Below are 17,174 nucleotides of genomic sequence, written 5' to 3' on the forward strand. Positions count from 1 at the left end.
TAGCAAATCGATTAGCCACTTCCATAAAAGTTTTATCATGGGGTATCAACTAAGATAACAAAATCACGAGTTCATGACAGAAAATTCCCTCATCGTTGACTCTCTAAGCTGGTTTTATCGGGAAACTACCCCCCAAAACCCTAGTGATAAACCCCCAGTGTTGATGCTGCACGGGTTGCCGTCCCATAGCTATACTTGGCGTGATGTGATGCTTAATTTAGCTGATAATGGATTTGGGGCGATCGCTCCTGATTGGATCGGGTCAGGAATGTCAGGAAAGCCAGATAAACGGGAGTTTGCCTATACTGCCCAAGCTTATCAACAAGGGTTAAGTGCATTTATCGAAGCTTTAGGTCTAGAAAAATTCTCTTTAGTGGTTCAAGGGTTTCTTGCATCTGTAGGCATACAATATGCTTTTACTCACCCGCAGAAAATTGATCGCTTGATTATTCTTAATACTCCTCTGTCTCCTAGTGTCAAACTGCCTTGGTTGATGAAACAGTGGGGAGTTCCGTTTATGGGAGATATGGTGACACAAGATCCCTTATTGGTGGATCGTACTCTAGAAGGGGGTAGCGGGTTTGTTATTCCCGATGAACATTTGAACGTTTATCGTAAACCCTTCTTAAAAAGTTCTGCGGTCGGTCGAGCGTTATTAAGTACCACCCAAAACCTAAAACTCTCCCAAACGATGACAGAGATAGAGACAGGGTTTAGCAACTGGCAACATCCTACCCTAATTATCTGGGGAATGGCTGATCCTTGGTTATCTTCAGAAGTTCCTGCACAATTAGCGACCAAATACTCTAATGTAGAATTAAGCCAACTTAAAGAAGCGAAACATTATCCTCAAGAGCATTGGCCCCAAGAGGTGAGTGAGGAGATTGTAAACTTTTTGCGTCGTCAGGCTTTGTAAAAGGTCTAATTGTTGAGAAAATCAATAATACAGTAAATCATTGTCAATAGTAACAATAGAATTATGTCAAGTCTTCGGTCTATTTTATCGGTTCTCTTGGTAGCTATTACCATTTTCTGTGTTAGTTGCGGTGGTGGCCCCCAAGCGGTTATCCCCACAACTTACTCTCCTGAAAAAATTGAACAACTGCAAATCTTCGTTGAACCTATTGCAGAAGCTCGTTCTAATATGTCAGTGTTAAAGGGATTTATCGCTGAGCAAAATTGGATCGACACCGGAACCTATATTCATGGGCCTCTTGGTGCTTTACGTCAACAAATGACCAGTTTATCTCGTTCTTTGTTAACTAAAGATCAAAAACCAGCGGCCGAACTCGCTAAAGAGTTTTTTGGTCACTTGGAAAGTATTGATGCTGCGGCTAAAGATCGTAATAGTGCGGTCGCCCAACGTCAATATCGTGAAGCTTTGAAGGATTTTGATGCTTTCTTAGATATTGTCCCTCAAGCTAGTTAAATTTAGGGTTTAGGGGTTGGGGGTTAGGTCTTAGGGGTACGAAAAACTCAGACTCCCCCCACACCCCATCACCTCATCACCTCATCACCTCATCACCTCATCACCCCATTTATGACAAAAATTGTAATAATCGGTGCAGGTATCATCGGGGCCGCGATCGCTTATGAACTCAGTTTGATCGAGGGGTTAAATATTACCTTGATCGATGAAAAAAAACCTGCATCCGGTTCAACAGGAGCAGCATTAGGGGTATTAATGGGAATTATTAGCCATAAAACGCGAGGAAGGGGCTGGAAACTGCGTCAAAACAGTTGGCAACGCTACGAAACCTTAATCTCTGAATTAGAAAGTCTCATCGGAGAATCTATCCCTGTTAACCGTCAAGGTATTCTTTCATTACGGTTCGTAGATGAATCTTTAGAATCTTGGGAAAGTTTGGCAAAAATTCGCGCTAATCAAGGTTATTCCTTAGAAATTTGGGATGCAGCAAAATTACATCAAGTTTGTCCTCAAATTCAAAGCGATCGCGTGGTAGGGGCCATTTATTCGCCTCAAGATCGTCAGATTAATCCCACAGTCTTAACTCAAGCGTTAGTCAAAGGTGCGTCTCTGAGGGGTGTTAACTGTAATTTTGGGGTAACAGTCCAAAAAATCCTAACAACCGACATAGAAGGGGCAAATAATCGTCAATGCTACCAAGTTCAAACCACAGAGGGAACCTTGGATACTGATTGGTTAGTAATAGCGGCCGGGTTGGGTTCAACTGGTTTGACTGCTTCTTTGACTCCATCGGTTGATATTCGCCCCGTGTTGGGACAAGCATTACAAATTAGTTTAAATCAACCGTTAGGAAATCCTGAATTTCAACCTGTAATTACTGGGGATGATGTACATATTGTTCCGGTGGGAAAAACCGATTATTGGGTCGGTGCAACTGTAGAATTTCCTAATACTATGGGAGAGGTAATTCCAGGAGCAGAATTATTAGAAAAAGTTAGACAGCAAGCGATTAGTTTTTGTCCGAGTTTAGGTCAGGGAGAAGTAGTTTATACTTGGTTAGGTAAGCGTCCTCGTCCTGAAGGAGAACCCGCTCCAATTATTAAAGAATTACCTAATTATTCTCATATTTTATTGGCAACGGGTCATTATCGTAATGGGGTGTTATTAGCTCCCGCAACCGCTTTAGCAATTCGAGATAAAATTATGAATTATGAATTATGAATTATGAATTATGAATTATGAATTATGAATTATGAATTATGAATTATGAATTATGAATTATGTACGGGCGGGTTTATCTAACTTCTTTGTGAGTGATAGAGGGCAGGTTTAGGCAAAACCTTTGTTAATCAACCATTACGACTATATCAAAACCCGCGCCGGAGGCTGTGCAATTAATTTTGCTCGCGGTACTTATCGCAGAACAAATTAGTGAAATTGTCTTAAAATTCAGCTAAAGGGAAATCAGCACCAGTTTCTTTAGGATCACCTCGATGAAGATTTTGCCACTCTTGTTCATCTTTTTGATAATCAACAGAAGGAGTTAATTTAATAGTATTAGGATTAACTTGGTACTCGATCTGATTTAGATTAGCTTCATAATCTTTTCCAACTTCCCATTGCCATTGTTGGGTATTTCTTTCTTGTAGTTCCCCCAAATCTTGTAAATTTCCTTTAGGGATTTCCAAAACTTTAACGTCTTCTACGGGTTTAATCGGGACTTCATTAGCTAAAGTAGGGAAAGCAGAGAAAAGAGAGCTTAATATTAATCCATTGATGATGGCTGATGTTGACAAGTGCATGAGGCGAAAAATCTTCATAATATTAGGACAAAGATATAGGCTTAATTCTAAGGATACTCAAAACCACAAAAAACGGTCAAGGTTCTAAGAAGTAATTCCTAAAAATGATATTAATTAAACAATATTACCCTGAGTATTTGCTTAAAATGAAGAACAACCTCTAAACTGACACTATGAAAGCGTCTCAAGTCCTAAAACTTTATGATCAAGGAAAACGAAATTTTCAGGGAGAAAACCTAATTGGTCAATCTTTTAAAGGCAAAAACCTCTCCAATGCTGATTTTAGCGGGGCCGATATTCGCGGGGCCGATTTTACGAACGCAACCCTAACTAAAGTTAAATTTTGTCACGCTAAAGCCGGACAACCCCCATGGTGGACAAGGAGTTTAGTGATTATTTCCTGGCTCATGGCAGCATTATCGGGTTTATTTGCCGGATTTGCCAGCAGTTTTATTGAGTCAATTTTTGATAGTGCTGATGCCACCAATCAAGTCGCGGGTTGTTCAGCCTTGATTATCTTAATCATCTTTTTTATTTGTAGTTATTATTACGGGTTAAAAGGAGGACTAGAAGCCGTTGTTTTAACCTTTATGGCTATTGCTGTCATTGCCTTAATTATCGCCCAAAGCTTACCTTTTTCTTTGGTTGGGGCCTTTATTTTAGCCCTAGTTTTTACCTTCCATGTTATGCTGGCGATCGCGGTAGCGGCTGGCGGAACAATTGTCGGAACGGCGGCAGGGGCAGTGGCGGGAACCTTAACTATTACTAGAGTTTTTCCTTTAGTTGTGGCGATCGCTATGGCCATTGTGGTGGCAGAAGCGGAAATATTTTCCCGTGCTATTTCGGCATTAGGTGCGATCTCCATCACCTTATTGAGTGCTTATCTCGGTTGGCGTGCCATGAAAGATGATCCTAGAGATGCTTGGCTTCGTCCCCTGGTGACAGCCTTTGCTACTATTGGCGGAACCAGCTTTTATCAAGCAAATTTGACAGATGCTGACTTTAGTGAAGCCACTTTTAAAAGCACTGATTTAAGGGAAGCTAATCTCACTCGGACTCGTTTTTATCAAGCTAAACAACTCGATTTGGCTAGAGTTGGTAAAACAATTTTGGCTGAATCTTTTGTTAGAGACTTATTAATTAATCCCAGTAGTGGCTATAAACAATCTTACCGCAAAGTTAATTTACGAGGGGCTAATCTTGACGGAGCTAATCTTAATTCTGCCAATCTTAAACAAGCTAATCTGACAGATGCTAGTCTTAGAGCCGCTAATTTAGAGGGAGCTAATCTAAGCAAAGTTTGCGCTATTAATACAGATCTTACTGGAGCGAGTTTAACAGGAGCTTGTTTAGAAGATTGGAAAATTGATAAAACAACTCAATTAGATCGGGTTAATTGTCAGTATGTATTTCTCTTAGAAAAACCTAATCAATATGGTAGTCGAAAACGTCGTCCCAATAATTCTGATCGCTTCTTTAAATTAGGAGAATTTGAGGAAGTTGTCTACAGCACAATTATACAATAAACTAAGCAGGAGTTAAAACGATGATTCAGGTAAATAAACCAGAAGAACGTCTCATTACTAATATAACAGGAGAACCATATCAACCAGCTAGAATTTATTATCAAGTGTCTAATAAAAAGACGGTTTTAGGAGTCTTTAAAAAACTCAAGTGTATGGATTATGATTCATCTAGAGATCGCTGGTATTGGTTATATACTGCAGAATCTCAAAAAATTATATTTGATGAATCTTATAATAAAATTCCTAAAGAAATGCAGCCCATAGCATTAGGTTATTTTATCTTTCGTAGTGACGAAGAAATGATTTTAGAAGTAAGATCTTTTCAAAGAGTTATTGAAGCTATTAAATTTTTTAACAAACGAATTAATTGGCGAGCGGCTGAACCTATGAGACTTCGCCTAGTTAATAAGCTATTTAGTACACTTGAAGATGAAACTCCTACGCCACCTAAATCTTTTGATGAATTCTTTGATAATAAGAATGTTTTTATTCAAAGTATAGAAGCCTTAGAATTAGAATTAATGGAAGTGGAAAGTAATTATGATAATGATGAAGATAAAGAGAAAGCTGTGATTGAATATATGGAGGAAAAATCTAAGTATCCTTTACCAGAAATTGAAGAAATTGGACTTAATATTCATGGTGATGGAATTAGTTTATTAGAAATGGCTTTAAAAATGAAGAATATTGAAGCCTTGGAACATTGGAAAGGAAATGCTAATTTTACTCAATATGATTTAATTCAACAGATGTTAGCTTCTATGCCTGATGATATCCCTAATTTAGAAGAACAATAAGCACGGCCAGGACAGGTTTATTTATTTGCTGAAAATCATCGAAGTTTTGTCAAAAAACCAGGTCGGGTTGATCTAGTTTTTTGGTGAGAATCAGGCCTCTCCCATACCTGTGGTGATAAGTAAAGCTTATAATTCGTAGGGTGGGTTAGACGCGGCTATAATTTTGATGAAAAACCCATAACTTTTAAGGCGCGTCGTAACCCACTATATTAAGTATTGTAGCTGATTATACATTTTATACCAAGATGTCGGGAGATCCCGAAAGTAAAAAAAAATGGGGGACATAAATAAAAAAGTGACCTTAATTATTGCAGGTGATCGCAGTGGTGTAGGGAAAACAACCATAACCTTGGCCCTGCTTTCGTTTTTAGTTCAAAAAGGATATAAAGTTCAATCTTTTAAAGTGGGGCCAGACTATATTGACCCCATGTTTCATACTAAAATTACGGGTCGTCCCTGTCGTAATTTAGACCCAATTCTCACCGACCAAACCTATGTTAAATCCTGTTTTAACCAACATAGTCAAGGAGTAGACTACGTCCTAATAGAAGGGGTTATGGGGCTATTTGATGGTGTTCCCTTTCAGAAAGCAGAAACTTGGCAAAATATTGAGTTAAACAGGGAAAAAGACCATTTATTTAATCATTATGCCAGTACAGCCCATATTGCCCGACTTTTAAATATACCCGTCGTTCTTGTCATTGATTGTAGTCGTTTATCCGGGTCAGTCGCCGCGATCGCCCAAGGTTATCGTTCTCTTGACCCTAATATTAATATTATTGGCGTAATTTTGAATCGTGTAGGTAGCGATCGCCATCTAGAATTACTCGAAAATGCTCTGACTCCTCTCAACCTTCCTATCCTGGGAAAGTTATATCGTCAAGATTCCCTGACAATTCCTGATAGACATCTCGGTCTAGTTCCTACCGATGAACTTCCAGAGTTTAAGCATCTAGTTAAAAAATTAGCTCACATCGCTCAAACTAGCTTTAACTGGGATCTCCTTTTTCCCCTCCTCACATCCCCACAATCCCCGTACGGGCGGGTTTTTGACAAAAATTTTGATGTTGTAACAAATATGTTAGATAAACGCGCCCCTACATCACACTGCCCAATAAAAATAGCGATCGCCCGCGATCGCGCTTTTAACTTCTATTACCCAGATAATCTAGAAATTCTCGAAAAATTGGGAGCAGACTTACTACATTGGAGTCCCCTAGAAGATGAAAGTTTACCCTTCAGAAGCAGTGGACTCTATTTAGGAGGGGGTTTTCCCGAAGTCTTCGCCCAAGAATTATCAGCTAATAAACAAGCTATCAAAGTCGTTCAAACCGCTATTAGGCAAGGAATGCCTACCTATGCCGAATGTGGGGGATTAATGTATTTATGTCAGGAAATCATCAATTTTCAGGGAGAAACCTGGCCAATGGTAGGGATATTACCAACAACAGCCAAAATGGGCAACCGTCTGACTTTGGGTTATCGTCAAGCGATCGCCACTGATAATAGTCTTCTGTTAACATCAGGTGATACTCTGTGGGGTCATGAATTTCATCGTTCCGAGTTGACCATTAACTCTCCTAAACCCCTGTTTAAGTTACATAGCTGGCATTCTCAAAGTCCTTCTCATGCTGAGGGATGGCAACTATACAATGTTCACGCATCCTATCTACACTTACATTTTGGAGGATGTCCGACTATTGCTACAAAATTTTTTCGTCATTGCCTTGATTTTTCTGAGTCAGTTGAGTTAAGCTAAATGGAGTTGTTTAGAGATTAACCGTTTAGGTAATAAGGAGGTGATGCCCATGATAGATAGTAGTGATAAAAACATGGGTCTCCTGATTGAAGTTAGCCGGCTGTGTGCCGGAGCCGTTCTCTAGAAGTTTGATCCCCTTGGATAAAACTTGCGCTGGAGTTCCTTCCGGCAGTTAGGTTTCAATCAGAAGGCCCGTCAATATTTGCCCCCTAACCCCCACTTGATGACTGAGTTCAGCAAAAAGGTTTAGGGGGTATTGTTATTATTGATAATTGATAATTGGTAAGTAAGTGGACTAAATTAATGGCGTTGCATCACTGCGGGATGATTTATAGCAACCGCCAAGGCGGTTGCTATATTTGAAAGAGAAAAAGCTTTCTACAATAATTAGGGGTTAAAGCTTGTTATTTGATTATTTGGCGATCGCCGCTAAAATTAGAAACTTTAAAAATTAGGAAAAAATCAAATCATCCCGCAGTGATGCAACGCCGAAATGTCTATTTTTCATTGCCCGACAAAAAGCCCTGCTAATTAATAACAGGGCTAAATCAGAGGTTAGATTAGGTCAGGATTAAACGAGAAATCTCTCTACTCTTAGAAGGAGAAAGTACCCCGTACCGTTCCGAGAATTTCACTGTCTGACCCTTGTAAGTTTACAAATTGGTCAGGTTTGGAAATCCAAACTACACCAGGAGTGATAGAAATATTGTCTGTCACTTGGTAACGATAGAACATTTCCACCGTAACCGGGTTTTGGCTAGTAAAATGGGTGAATTGAGTAGTTGTAGGACGACGACCATCACCAAGGTAAGGTTGAACCCCAGCAAAGATACCTAACAGGTTTCCTTCTTTGAACAAGTCGGGGAAGGCAAGACCGCCACCACCAGTCCAGATTTCACCACTTAATCCACGACCGATAAAGCGGACGTTGTGGTAAGAACCAAAGGCACTGAAGTTAACCCAATCCGCAATTTTCCAAGTTAACGCACCACCATAACTGTTGGTAACTTTACCGCCGATGTCAAAGGGGTTGACTTCTAAACCACCTTGTAAACCACCAGGCGCACCTTGACCACGCGCGTTTCGGCCATTAGTGTTATATTCTTGGGTCGGGGTTCCAGGAGCTCCGACAGAACCACCCGCAAACGCATTGTTCAACTGAGAACGGGAGAAGTTAGCAAAGGAAGTACCTACACTTCCAGGACCGGTAGGCGCGCCTTCGCCGAAGATGGGACTATCTGGTTTGTGGTAAGCGTTGACGTAAGTAAAAGCAACGTTAACAGTGTTAAACAGATTGGTATTGAACTGGGCTAGTACGCCATAGTTACCATTGAATAAGCCGTTACCGCCATCACTTTCTTCATATTGTCTTCCAGTGGCGGGGTTGATAGCATTACCTGTTTGACAGCCACGAATACTACCATTAACGTTTTCACCACTACCATTTAGACAAGGATCATTGGCAGTTCCCGCTAAGTAACCAAAGCTAATGGATGAGGGCCCGAGTATGCTTTGTAGGAAACCCAATTGAAAACTTCCACCAGCACCAGCACCACCACCAATCCGGTAGATGGGGTTACGTTGTGCGAAAGTACCAAGAGAACCTTTACCACCGTCAAAGTCTTCAAAGTAAGGGTTGAGGGTAGGAACGAAGTCATACCATTTACCACCCCAAGCAGCTACATAGGTATCTAGCTTAAAGTTGTCATAGATCCGGATTGGTGCATAGTAACCAACCCAGTCAATAACCACATCGTTATCTGACTCATTCCGACGGGGCCCAATATTAAAGGTTTGGGTAGCCGTGGGGTTAACCAGGGTATTTTCAGCGAAAGCAATCCCGATAGGTTGTCCCGTGTTGGGGTTGATTACCTCTAGGTTTGGTTTGGTCAGTGTAAAGCGATCTTGACCTTGACCTGTACTAGCTGTTAAACGGGTGACTAACAAGTCTTCCCCGCTAAAGCTGGTGTTGAAGCTTAAACGAACCCGATCTTGTAAAACGGCTTGGTTATCTTCAGAAGAACGGCTACCACCAGAAGCAGTAGCAGCAAAAATTACTTCCCCAACTAATTTGGTAGTGGTAGAAAATTGATGATCTTCTAAGAAGGCAACCCGACCTTCTAAGTTATCTACCCTTGCGCCTAAAGCCGCTAATTCAGCCTCAAACTCCTGCATCAGACGTTTGAGTTTTTCAATATCTTCCCGTAATACGGCTACATTCTCTTGAATTAAACGCTCCATCGTATTCAAACAAGCGTTTAAACCAGCCGCAAATTCCCAACGAGAAGTAGCGCGGTTGCCTCGGAATGTCCGGTCAGGATAACCGACAATACAACCATAACGTTCAACCAAACTCCGCAACGCTTCATAAGCCCAGTCAGTAGGAGATACGTCCCGTAATTCACTGACACTGGTTACTTGGTCGTTGGAGTTGGTTACGCCTTCTTCACCGTAATTTTCCAGTTGATTGATTAATTGATCGTCTTTGAGTTGAGCAATTTCAAACCCGGCGGTTGCCTTTTCGGGGGTTTGAGCTTGTGTTTTGCTCTCTACTGCGGTTGCCGCAGATGAGATAGTTAGAGCAACTCCTAAGAACGCTGGAGTGACCAGCAATGATTTCCATAATAATTTTAGCATTTTCAGCTTTTCCTCACACCTTAGATTGACTACAAAATTTATAGTCTTACTTATCTCAATATTATACACAGCTTTTTTAAATCGTCACGGGGATGATTTATTTTTTTTTGTAGGTTGACTTTAGGCTCTCTAACTGCCTTAAATATGGACAAGTAAGACTTTTAACTTGGATTTAATCGATTGAGTTTAGCTGTGTACAGTATCGATAACTCTAGAATGACTCAATTATAGGGGATCTGACATTAAATTTTTATAAAGAGATATAGTTCATCAAAACCATACGTAAATATAAGTAGTATAAGCAGTAGTAAAAAATAATAATCTTAAGTGATACTGCGGATGACAGTTTGGGAATACTCATCGTACCATAGTTTAAAAGCTAAATATTTTTTTAACTTTTTTGTTTTCTATCTTCTTCTCACACTAAAAATATGGAATTACAATCTCTTGAGCTTGCTGCTCATAAGTCTGATTTGAGCAGCAATCACGGGCTATTTTGCCTTGAAAAGAATCAGGGTAGTAATGATGATCTTTGTTTTAATAGTTTAGGGGAAGTTCTTGCTTATTGGGCTAAGGTAAAACCTGATGGTAAGGCATACACTATGCTGAATGCCAACGGTTTAGAAGATAGTTGCATTACCTATGGAGAGTTACATTCTCAAGCTCTTAATGTAGCCCGATGCCTATTATCTCAAGGACTGCGATCGCGTAATGTCGTTCTTCTTTATCCACCTGGGATTGAATTCATTGTGGGATTCTTTGGTTGTCTGTATGCGGGTGTTGTGCCTGCACCTATCCATACACCAAAACGTAATCGTTCCAACCAAAAGATTGCCAATCTTGTTCTGTGTGCTAATGCAGCAGCCATCTTGCTTCCTGAAGCTCAAAAGCAAGAATTTCGTAATATTTTGATGAAAGAAGAAAATTGGCCTAAGGATCTGATGTATGTTTCAACAGATGCGATCAGTGAATTACCGACTTATGGAGAGGGTCAACTCCCAAAAATTGATGGTTCGATGCTTGCCTTCTTGCAGTTTACCTCTGGTTCTACCTCATTACCGAAAGGTGTGATGATTAGCCATCAAAATTGTCTCAATAATATTGAGATGATTGTCTCAATGAGTCAGATAACATCTTCTTGCACGACGGTATCTTGGCTTCCCCATCATCACGATCTAGGATTAGTCGCCCATTTATTACACAGTATCTACAGTGGGGGACACTGTGTAATACTTGCACCAACTACTTTTGTCTCCCAACCCATCCAGTGGTTACGGGCCATCACTAAATACCGTGCCGAATATACGGGGGGTCCCAACTTTGCCTATCAACTATGTATTGATAAGATTCCTACTACGGAGCAGCAAAACCTCGATCTATCTTCCTTACGCATGGTAATTAATGCTGCAGAACCAGTCAATCCACAAACCCTATGGGATTTCAGTCAAAAGTTTGCCAAGAATGGATTTAAATCCCAGATGTTCCTTCCTGCTTATGGTATGGCTGAAGCGACAGTCTTCATATCTTCTGGATTTGTAGATGGAGAGCCAGTTTTTAAGACGGTTGACTGGACAAAATTAAGTACAGATAATATAGCTAGTGATCCCATCAATGGAGCCAAAGAAAAGGTTTTTATCGGTTGTGGTCACGCTTGGCTGGATCAAGAGGTTCATATTTTCAATCCTGATCTTAGTTATAAAGTGCCGCCTAATCATATCGGCGAGATTTGGGTAACAGGTTCTAATGTGATGTCTGGTTATTACAACAATTCAGAAGCTACTGCCAAGACTCTTGTTTCTGTGGAAGGGGATCACCGACTTTACTTGCGTACTGGTGATCTGGGCTTTATGGATGACAAAGGCGAACTTTACATCACTGGCCGACTCAAAGATATGATGATCATCAACGGGGTAAATTATTACCCTCAAGACATTGAACTGTGTGTCGAACAAGCACATCGTGACATTCGCTCCAGTGGTGTCATTGCTTTTAGTGTGTCAGGTGCCACAGGTGAGGAATTAGTGATTGTTGCTGAGTTGAACAAAGCGGGCATAACTAAGATGAAGCAATCTGGTTATTTAGAAGAATTAGTTGAAGCTATTAGTTCAAAGGTTGGGGAACAATTTGAACTCTCTTTAAATCAACTTATTTTCTTAAAAATTGGGCGTATACCTAAAACATCTAGTGGCAAACTTCGGAGACAGCAATGCAAACAAGAGTGTTTACAAGGCATTCCTGATGCACTAGCAACATGGACTCAATATGACTCCACAAATCAATCTCAAGAGGCAGTTGATACCGAAAACCTAGAAAAGACATTTCAAGAGATCATGTCTATGGGTTTTACCCATTTAAAAGTTTTTACCAATCTGATCAAGATATTGACCAATGAATATGAGGTAAAAATGGTTGATTTTGATCTTGAAAAATCCATGCTTGTTTATGGAATTGAATCTTCCCAACTGATGGAAATTCGTTGCCAACTAGAAAAGCAACTAGAATGTCCTATTCCGGTTGAAGTATTTTCTCAAGAAAATAATGTGAAAGGTCTGCTTAATGACATTGTTTGTGCCATGTTTAATCACAATAATTAATCAATTTCAAGGAAACATTAATATGTTGAATATCGAAAAAACGTTTGACCAAATCACTGCGATGGGGCCAATGCATCTCAAGGTATTTACTTACATCATGCAGATGCTTACGGATCAATATCAAGTTTCAATGCTTGATTTTGACCTGGAAAAATCTATCTTTTTCTATGGTATCGATTCTTTAAAGATCATTGAAATTCATAGCACCCTTGAAGGACAATTAAATACTAAAATTCCTACTGAGGCTTTTTTCCAAGCAAATACTTTCAAAGAGATGATTGATGATATCGTCAAATCGATTTCTAATCAGGATGATCCTGGAGTTAAAACGAGCAACTATTCTTTACAAGCAGAAATTGAAGAAGCTTTAGAATATCTTCTTCGAGATCGTGGCGATGGTGCAACAGAAAACCAAGGCAGTCAGACTAATACTACATTATTGACTGGAGCATCAGGATTTGTCGGTACTTTTTTTCTCAAAGAACTGCTTGAACGCACTGATCTTAAAGTTTTTTGTTTGGTACGCGCTGCTGATGAAGAAGCTGGGTTAAAAAGGATTAAAAAGACAGCATTAAAATACAATGCTTTTCTGCCTAGTGGATGGGAAAACCGCGTACAAATCGTGATTGGTGATATGTCCAAAAAGCGGTTTGGACTGCCTGAAAGTGTCTATGAAGATTACGCACAAAAAATAGACAGTGTCTATCATGTTGCGGCAGTAGATAACTTTTATTTACCCTATAACATTATTAAGAAAACCAATGTTGTCGGAACTATTGAAGTAGCAGATTTTGCCTTGTTCCGAAAAGTTAAACCCTTCTATCATGTATCGAGTTGTGCCGTTTCTTTGCTTGAAAAATGCAGTGACCCTCCGACTATTATTGGTCTGGTCAATGGATATGCCCAAACTAAGTATGTAACGGAGCAGATTATCTTACGTTTGGCAGAAAAAGGATTACCTTGGATCAGTTTTCGCTTAGGATATTTATATACATTGGGAATTTCCGATGTTGATCTTGATCCCAATATTTCCTTGAATAAACTGCTTCAATTAGTTACTAAAACCTATGAAGGGGTTGAAGATGATTTCTTCATTGAAGCTGATGCTTTTGAGAATTTCCTCATGTCTATTTCTGAAATTGGCTGTGTCCCAGATATGGACGCTAATTTTGATCTCATACCTGTTGAATATGGGGCCAAAGCGATCATTAAGACCTCATTACTACCGATGAGTGAGAAAAAAGACTGTTATACTTTCTATAACCCTCATCCCCTCAATTGGTCTGATGTCATCAGCCACTTTAAAAAGATTGATAAACGGATTGAAACGGTTCCTTTGACAACATTTGTTGACAAGTATCAAGAGTATGTTCGACAGACCAATAACAACAGTATTAAGCTTTTGAAATCTGTAGTATCTCGTGAGTTAGATCAACAATTTAATACTATGTTCTGCAAGATTAATACAGATATTGTTAAGGAGGATATTCATTGGTGTCCCCCTTGCGAAAAGCAATTTACTAATACCTATGTGGATGTCGTTCTTAATGGATGATTTCTGAGTAAATGCCCCATTTTTTAACATTTATATTTTTACAATGGGGCATCAATACTCACTCGATATTGTTCTATAAATCCTAAGGAGATAATTTAATGACAGCAACAATTTCAACAACAATGTCACCCAAAAAACCCATTGATTTTGTTGAACGTAATAATCTGAAAGCGTTCCGAGAAATTCTAAGAGATTGGCTCGCTATTGCTTTAATTATAGTCTTTAGTATATGGGCAAATAATATCTTTGTTTATGTTATTTGTGTTTGGTTAATTGGGGCTTTTCAATTTGCTCTTGCAGAAGCTATTGCTCACGAAGCAGCCCATTATAATTTATTTACCTCAAAAGTCTGGAATGACCACCTAGAGTTTCTATATGCTTTCCCATTTTTTCGCACCCTTTATTCTTATCGGAAACATCACTTTCCTCACCATACATATTTAGGAAGTGAAAAAGATTACCTCATTGAACAATATGAATTTTTAGGATTAAATAAAACAAACAAGAACGTTTTTATGATCTTGTTTGTTAAACCGATATTAGGCTTTTCTGCCATTTTCTTTGTTGTTGAAACTATTCATGATACTCTTCTAAACTTTAAAACAGGGCTACAAGAAAATAATGAACGTTTGCTTAAAAATCTCCTTCAACTTTGTTTATTCTGGCTAGTCGTTATTTTCGGGTTTTATTGGTCAGGACATTTAGATATTTTATTACTTTACTGGTTTGTTCCTTTACTATGGTCTTATTCTTTTTTTTCAGCTTTTAATGAAGTGCAGGAACATTGTAATACTGTGTCAGGAACAAGATCAAATGTCAATCCTGTTGTTAATTTGATATTTCACAATGGAGGTTATCATTATGTTCACCACTTATGTCCCACAATTCCTTGGTATAACCTGCCCAAAGCACATCAGTCTTTATGTCCAAATAACCCAGATGTATCAAGAAGTTTTCTAGATAGCTATCGGCAAATAACCCGTGACAATTCAGCAATAAAATCATCAGAAGCTAATTAAAATTTATCTGACCAGAAAAAATCATAAAAAGGAGTTGAATCTCATGACACAAACAGTAAAACAAACAGTATCTTATCCATCTTATCCATCAAATATTGAATCTATTAAAAAGCTAAAATTTGCTGAAAATACAGAGTTTCGAGCCACTTTAAACCGACGAGTTGATGATTTTTTTCAAACCACTGGACGACAAAAACGAGACTGTCCCCAGATGTATTTGAAGACAGCTATTCTAGTCCTCGGTTTTATAGCTATTTATGTATCTTTAGTTTTTCTAGTACAAGAATGGTGGCAAGCTCTAAGTTTATCAATTTTACTTGGACTGTTCATGGATGGCATTGGTTTTAACCTTCAACACGATGGTTCCCACAATGCCTATTCCAACCTTTCTTGGGTGAATAAGCTGATGGCCATGTCGATGGACTTAATTGGCTTAAGTTCCTATTATTGGAAGATGGGACACACTGTACTTCATCATAAATATGTCAATTTAACAGGGTATGACCAAGATTTTGAGTTTGGTATTTTTGCTAGAAAAACACCCTTTCAGAAGCGGCTTCCTCATCATCGTTGGCAACATTATTATATCTGGTTACTTTATGGGGTGTATGCTATCGAATGGTCATTAATCCGCGATATTAATAATTTATTAAGCAATAAAATAGACTATCTCGATTATCCTAGACCAAAAGGAATGGATCTAGTTATCTTTTGGCTAGGAAAGTTAATCTTTTTGACTTTTGCTTTCGGTATTCCCTTAATATTTCATTCGGTCTGGAATGTTTTATTGTGCTATGGAGTTGCCATATTTAATATGGGTTTCTTCATGAATTGTATTTTTTTATTAGCCCACGAAGTTGAAGAAGCAAAATTTCCTATGCCGTCAGAAGATACGGGAATGGTAGAAAATGAATGGGCAATTCATCAGATTGAAACCAGTGTCAATTGTTCCTTTAATCCTTTTTTAAATTGGTTTTGCGGCGGACTAAATTTTCAAATTGAGCATCATTTATTTCCAAATATTTGTCATATAAATTATGCTTATATAGCCCCTATTGTTGAAAAGACTTGTCAGGAATTTGGCGTAAAATATCAAACAAATAAGTCACTTTTTGCTTCTTTGTCATCACATTTTCGATTACTGCGTCGTCTTGGTAAATCAAGTTCAACTCTTTAATTTATTTGGCTAGGTTGGCTTTCTTGTATTAAGTAAATAGCCAACCTATTTTTATTACTCTCCTAACTTTACAGAATCATAGTGATTGTTCTAAAATTATGTTATAGTTTCTCAAAAAGCGAAGATCTGATTTTCATGAAAAATGGAACATAATGCTATCGCAAAAACTCTAATAAACCATTATTTTGATCATTTCTGATTGTTATGACTACCATCAAATTAGCAACAAATACTCTACTCAATGAAACTCAAGAAAATAAGTTAGCTAATCAAAATTCTATTGCTCGTCTGAGTAGAATAGCTGACATTATTTTTGCGCTGGCAATGGCTCAATGCTTTTTTGCTGTCGATTTTCCAGTTAAATTTGATCATCCGACTAATTCACAAGCGATCACTTTTTTACTAGAGCAAATAAAACCTCTAATTAGTTATATAATTGCTTTTGTTATTGTGGGGTTTTATTGGGTTGATAATCTCAATCAATTTAAGTATTACAAGAAAACAGATTCCGTCCATAGTTTTATCTATCTACTCTATTTAATGGGAATGTTTCTGATTCCTTACTGTGATACTTTAGTTATCTATTTTCCCGACAATGCACTTGTCAAAATCTGCTTTAGCATCAACACTACATTTATTGGGTTGCTCTCATGTTTGAACTGGATTTATGCTACTCATAAACGTCGGCTAGTAGATTATGATCTAAATCATAAAACTATCATTTCAACACGCTGGCGAATCCTAATAGAACCGATTTTTTCTCTATTAACTATTGGAGTAGCTTTAATCGATCAATCTTGGTGGGAATATGTCTGGTTTTTATTGCCCATTCCTTATTTTTTGAATGACAAAATATTTGGAAATTCTGAACAAAGGTAA

The 17,174-nt window shown here is 38.6% G+C and carries 13 protein-coding genes; 11 read left to right on the forward strand and 2 right to left on the reverse strand.

Translation table 11 applies throughout. The features are described 5' to 3' along the window. Positions 1-73: 73 nt before the first annotated feature. The 3 genes from AsFPU1_RS19085 to AsFPU1_RS19095 all read left to right on the forward strand — a co-directional run bounded on the left by AsFPU1_RS19085 (position 74) and on the right by AsFPU1_RS19095 (position 2,650). The gene (locus AsFPU1_RS19085) at positions 74-916 is read left to right on the forward strand and encodes an alpha/beta fold hydrolase (RefSeq protein ID WP_124972788.1); all 843 of its coding nucleotides are present in this window, start codon (positions 74-76) and stop codon (positions 914-916) included. A 63-nt stretch (positions 917-979) separates the two neighbouring features. After that, on the forward strand, positions 980-1,429 hold the full coding sequence (psbQ, locus tag AsFPU1_RS19090) for a photosystem II protein PsbQ (RefSeq protein WP_124972790.1): 450 nt from the start codon (positions 980-982) through the stop codon (positions 1,427-1,429). Between the two features lie 111 nt (positions 1,430-1,540). Next, positions 1,541-2,650 (forward strand): NAD(P)/FAD-dependent oxidoreductase, encoded by a 1,110-nt coding sequence (locus AsFPU1_RS19095; RefSeq protein WP_124972792.1) that lies wholly within the window; start codon positions 1,541-1,543, stop codon positions 2,648-2,650. 221 nt (positions 2,651-2,871) lie between these two features. On the opposite strand, the gene AsFPU1_RS19100 is transcribed toward AsFPU1_RS19095, so the two are convergent. Further along, positions 2,872-3,249 (reverse strand): hypothetical protein, encoded by a 378-nt coding sequence (locus tag AsFPU1_RS19100; RefSeq protein ID WP_124972794.1) that lies wholly within the window; start codon positions 3,247-3,249, stop codon positions 2,872-2,874. Between the two features lie 155 nt (positions 3,250-3,404). Here AsFPU1_RS19100 and AsFPU1_RS19105 point away from each other — a divergent pair, with 155 nt between their 5' ends. The 3 genes from AsFPU1_RS19105 (at position 3,405) to AsFPU1_RS19115 (ending at position 7,313) form a co-directional block, all read left to right on the forward strand. Further along, positions 3,405-4,757 (forward strand): pentapeptide repeat-containing protein, encoded by a 1,353-nt coding sequence (locus AsFPU1_RS19105; protein ID WP_124972796.1) that lies wholly within the window; start codon positions 3,405-3,407, stop codon positions 4,755-4,757. A gap of 20 nt (positions 4,758-4,777) precedes the next feature. Continuing rightward, entirely contained in the window at positions 4,778-5,554 is a 777-nt protein-coding gene (locus AsFPU1_RS19110) for a hypothetical protein (protein WP_124972798.1), read from the forward strand. Positions 5,555-5,828: 274 nt separating this feature from the next. Then, complete coding sequence (locus AsFPU1_RS19115; RefSeq protein WP_227873421.1) at positions 5,829-7,313, forward strand: cobyrinic acid a,c-diamide synthase CobB; 1,485 nt, start codon at positions 5,829-5,831, stop codon at positions 7,311-7,313. A gap of 594 nt (positions 7,314-7,907) precedes the next feature. Here AsFPU1_RS19115 and AsFPU1_RS19120 read toward each other — a convergent pair. After that, complete coding sequence (locus AsFPU1_RS19120) at positions 7,908-9,950, reverse strand: iron uptake porin (protein ID WP_124972800.1); 2,043 nt, start codon at positions 9,948-9,950, stop codon at positions 7,908-7,910. 431 nt (positions 9,951-10,381) lie between these two features. On the opposite strand from AsFPU1_RS19120, the gene AsFPU1_RS19125 reads away from it, so the two are divergent. From AsFPU1_RS19125 to AsFPU1_RS19145, 5 genes are all read left to right on the forward strand, one after another. Further along, complete coding sequence (locus tag AsFPU1_RS19125) at positions 10,382-12,544, forward strand: AMP-binding protein (protein ID WP_124972802.1); 2,163 nt, start codon at positions 10,382-10,384, stop codon at positions 12,542-12,544. 22 nt (positions 12,545-12,566) lie between these two features. Next, positions 12,567-14,099, forward strand: a complete 1,533-nt coding sequence (locus tag AsFPU1_RS19130) for an SDR family oxidoreductase (RefSeq protein WP_172957459.1) — start codon at positions 12,567-12,569, stop codon at positions 14,097-14,099. Between the two features lie 98 nt (positions 14,100-14,197). Next, positions 14,198-15,118 (forward strand): fatty acid desaturase family protein, encoded by a 921-nt coding sequence (locus tag AsFPU1_RS19135; RefSeq protein WP_124972806.1) that lies wholly within the window; start codon positions 14,198-14,200, stop codon positions 15,116-15,118. A 43-nt stretch (positions 15,119-15,161) separates the two neighbouring features. Further along, complete coding sequence (locus AsFPU1_RS19140; protein WP_124972808.1) at positions 15,162-16,295, forward strand: fatty acid desaturase family protein; 1,134 nt, start codon at positions 15,162-15,164, stop codon at positions 16,293-16,295. A 204-nt stretch (positions 16,296-16,499) separates the two neighbouring features. After that, positions 16,500-17,174, forward strand: coding sequence for a TMEM175 family protein (locus AsFPU1_RS19145; RefSeq protein WP_124972810.1), 675 nt, complete (start codon positions 16,500-16,502; stop codon positions 17,172-17,174).

This window comes from Aphanothece sacrum FPU1 (assembly GCF_003864295.1).
In the GTDB taxonomy this organism is placed as follows: domain Bacteria; phylum Cyanobacteriota; class Cyanobacteriia; order Cyanobacteriales; family Microcystaceae; genus Aphanothece_B; species Aphanothece_B sacrum.

What these genes read in the sequence shown, in the direction of transcription:
- AsFPU1_RS19085 (WP_124972788.1), top strand. Translation starts at nt 74, where the DNA reads ATGACAGAAAATTCCCTCATCGTTGACTCTCTAAGCTGGTTTTATCGG.
- psbQ (WP_124972790.1), top strand. Translation starts at nt 980, where the DNA reads ATGTCAAGTCTTCGGTCTATTTTATCGGTTCTCTTGGTAGCTATTACC.
- AsFPU1_RS19095 (WP_124972792.1), top strand. Translation starts at nt 1,541, where the DNA reads ATGACAAAAATTGTAATAATCGGTGCAGGTATCATCGGGGCCGCGATC.
- AsFPU1_RS19100 (WP_124972794.1), bottom strand. Translation starts at nt 3,249, where the DNA reads ATGAAGATTTTTCGCCTCATGCACTTGTCAACATCAGCCATCATCAAT.
- AsFPU1_RS19105 (WP_124972796.1), top strand. Translation starts at nt 3,405, where the DNA reads ATGAAAGCGTCTCAAGTCCTAAAACTTTATGATCAAGGAAAACGAAAT.
- AsFPU1_RS19110 (WP_124972798.1), top strand. Translation starts at nt 4,778, where the DNA reads ATGATTCAGGTAAATAAACCAGAAGAACGTCTCATTACTAATATAACA.
- AsFPU1_RS19115 (WP_227873421.1), top strand. Translation starts at nt 5,829, where the DNA reads ATGGGGGACATAAATAAAAAAGTGACCTTAATTATTGCAGGTGATCGC.
- AsFPU1_RS19120 (WP_124972800.1), bottom strand. Translation starts at nt 9,950, where the DNA reads ATGCTAAAATTATTATGGAAATCATTGCTGGTCACTCCAGCGTTCTTA.
- AsFPU1_RS19125 (WP_124972802.1), top strand. Translation starts at nt 10,382, where the DNA reads ATGGAATTACAATCTCTTGAGCTTGCTGCTCATAAGTCTGATTTGAGC.
- AsFPU1_RS19130 (WP_172957459.1), top strand. Translation starts at nt 12,567, where the DNA reads ATGTTGAATATCGAAAAAACGTTTGACCAAATCACTGCGATGGGGCCA.
- AsFPU1_RS19135 (WP_124972806.1), top strand. Translation starts at nt 14,198, where the DNA reads ATGACAGCAACAATTTCAACAACAATGTCACCCAAAAAACCCATTGAT.
- AsFPU1_RS19140 (WP_124972808.1), top strand. Translation starts at nt 15,162, where the DNA reads ATGACACAAACAGTAAAACAAACAGTATCTTATCCATCTTATCCATCA.
- AsFPU1_RS19145 (WP_124972810.1), top strand. Translation starts at nt 16,500, where the DNA reads ATGACTACCATCAAATTAGCAACAAATACTCTACTCAATGAAACTCAA.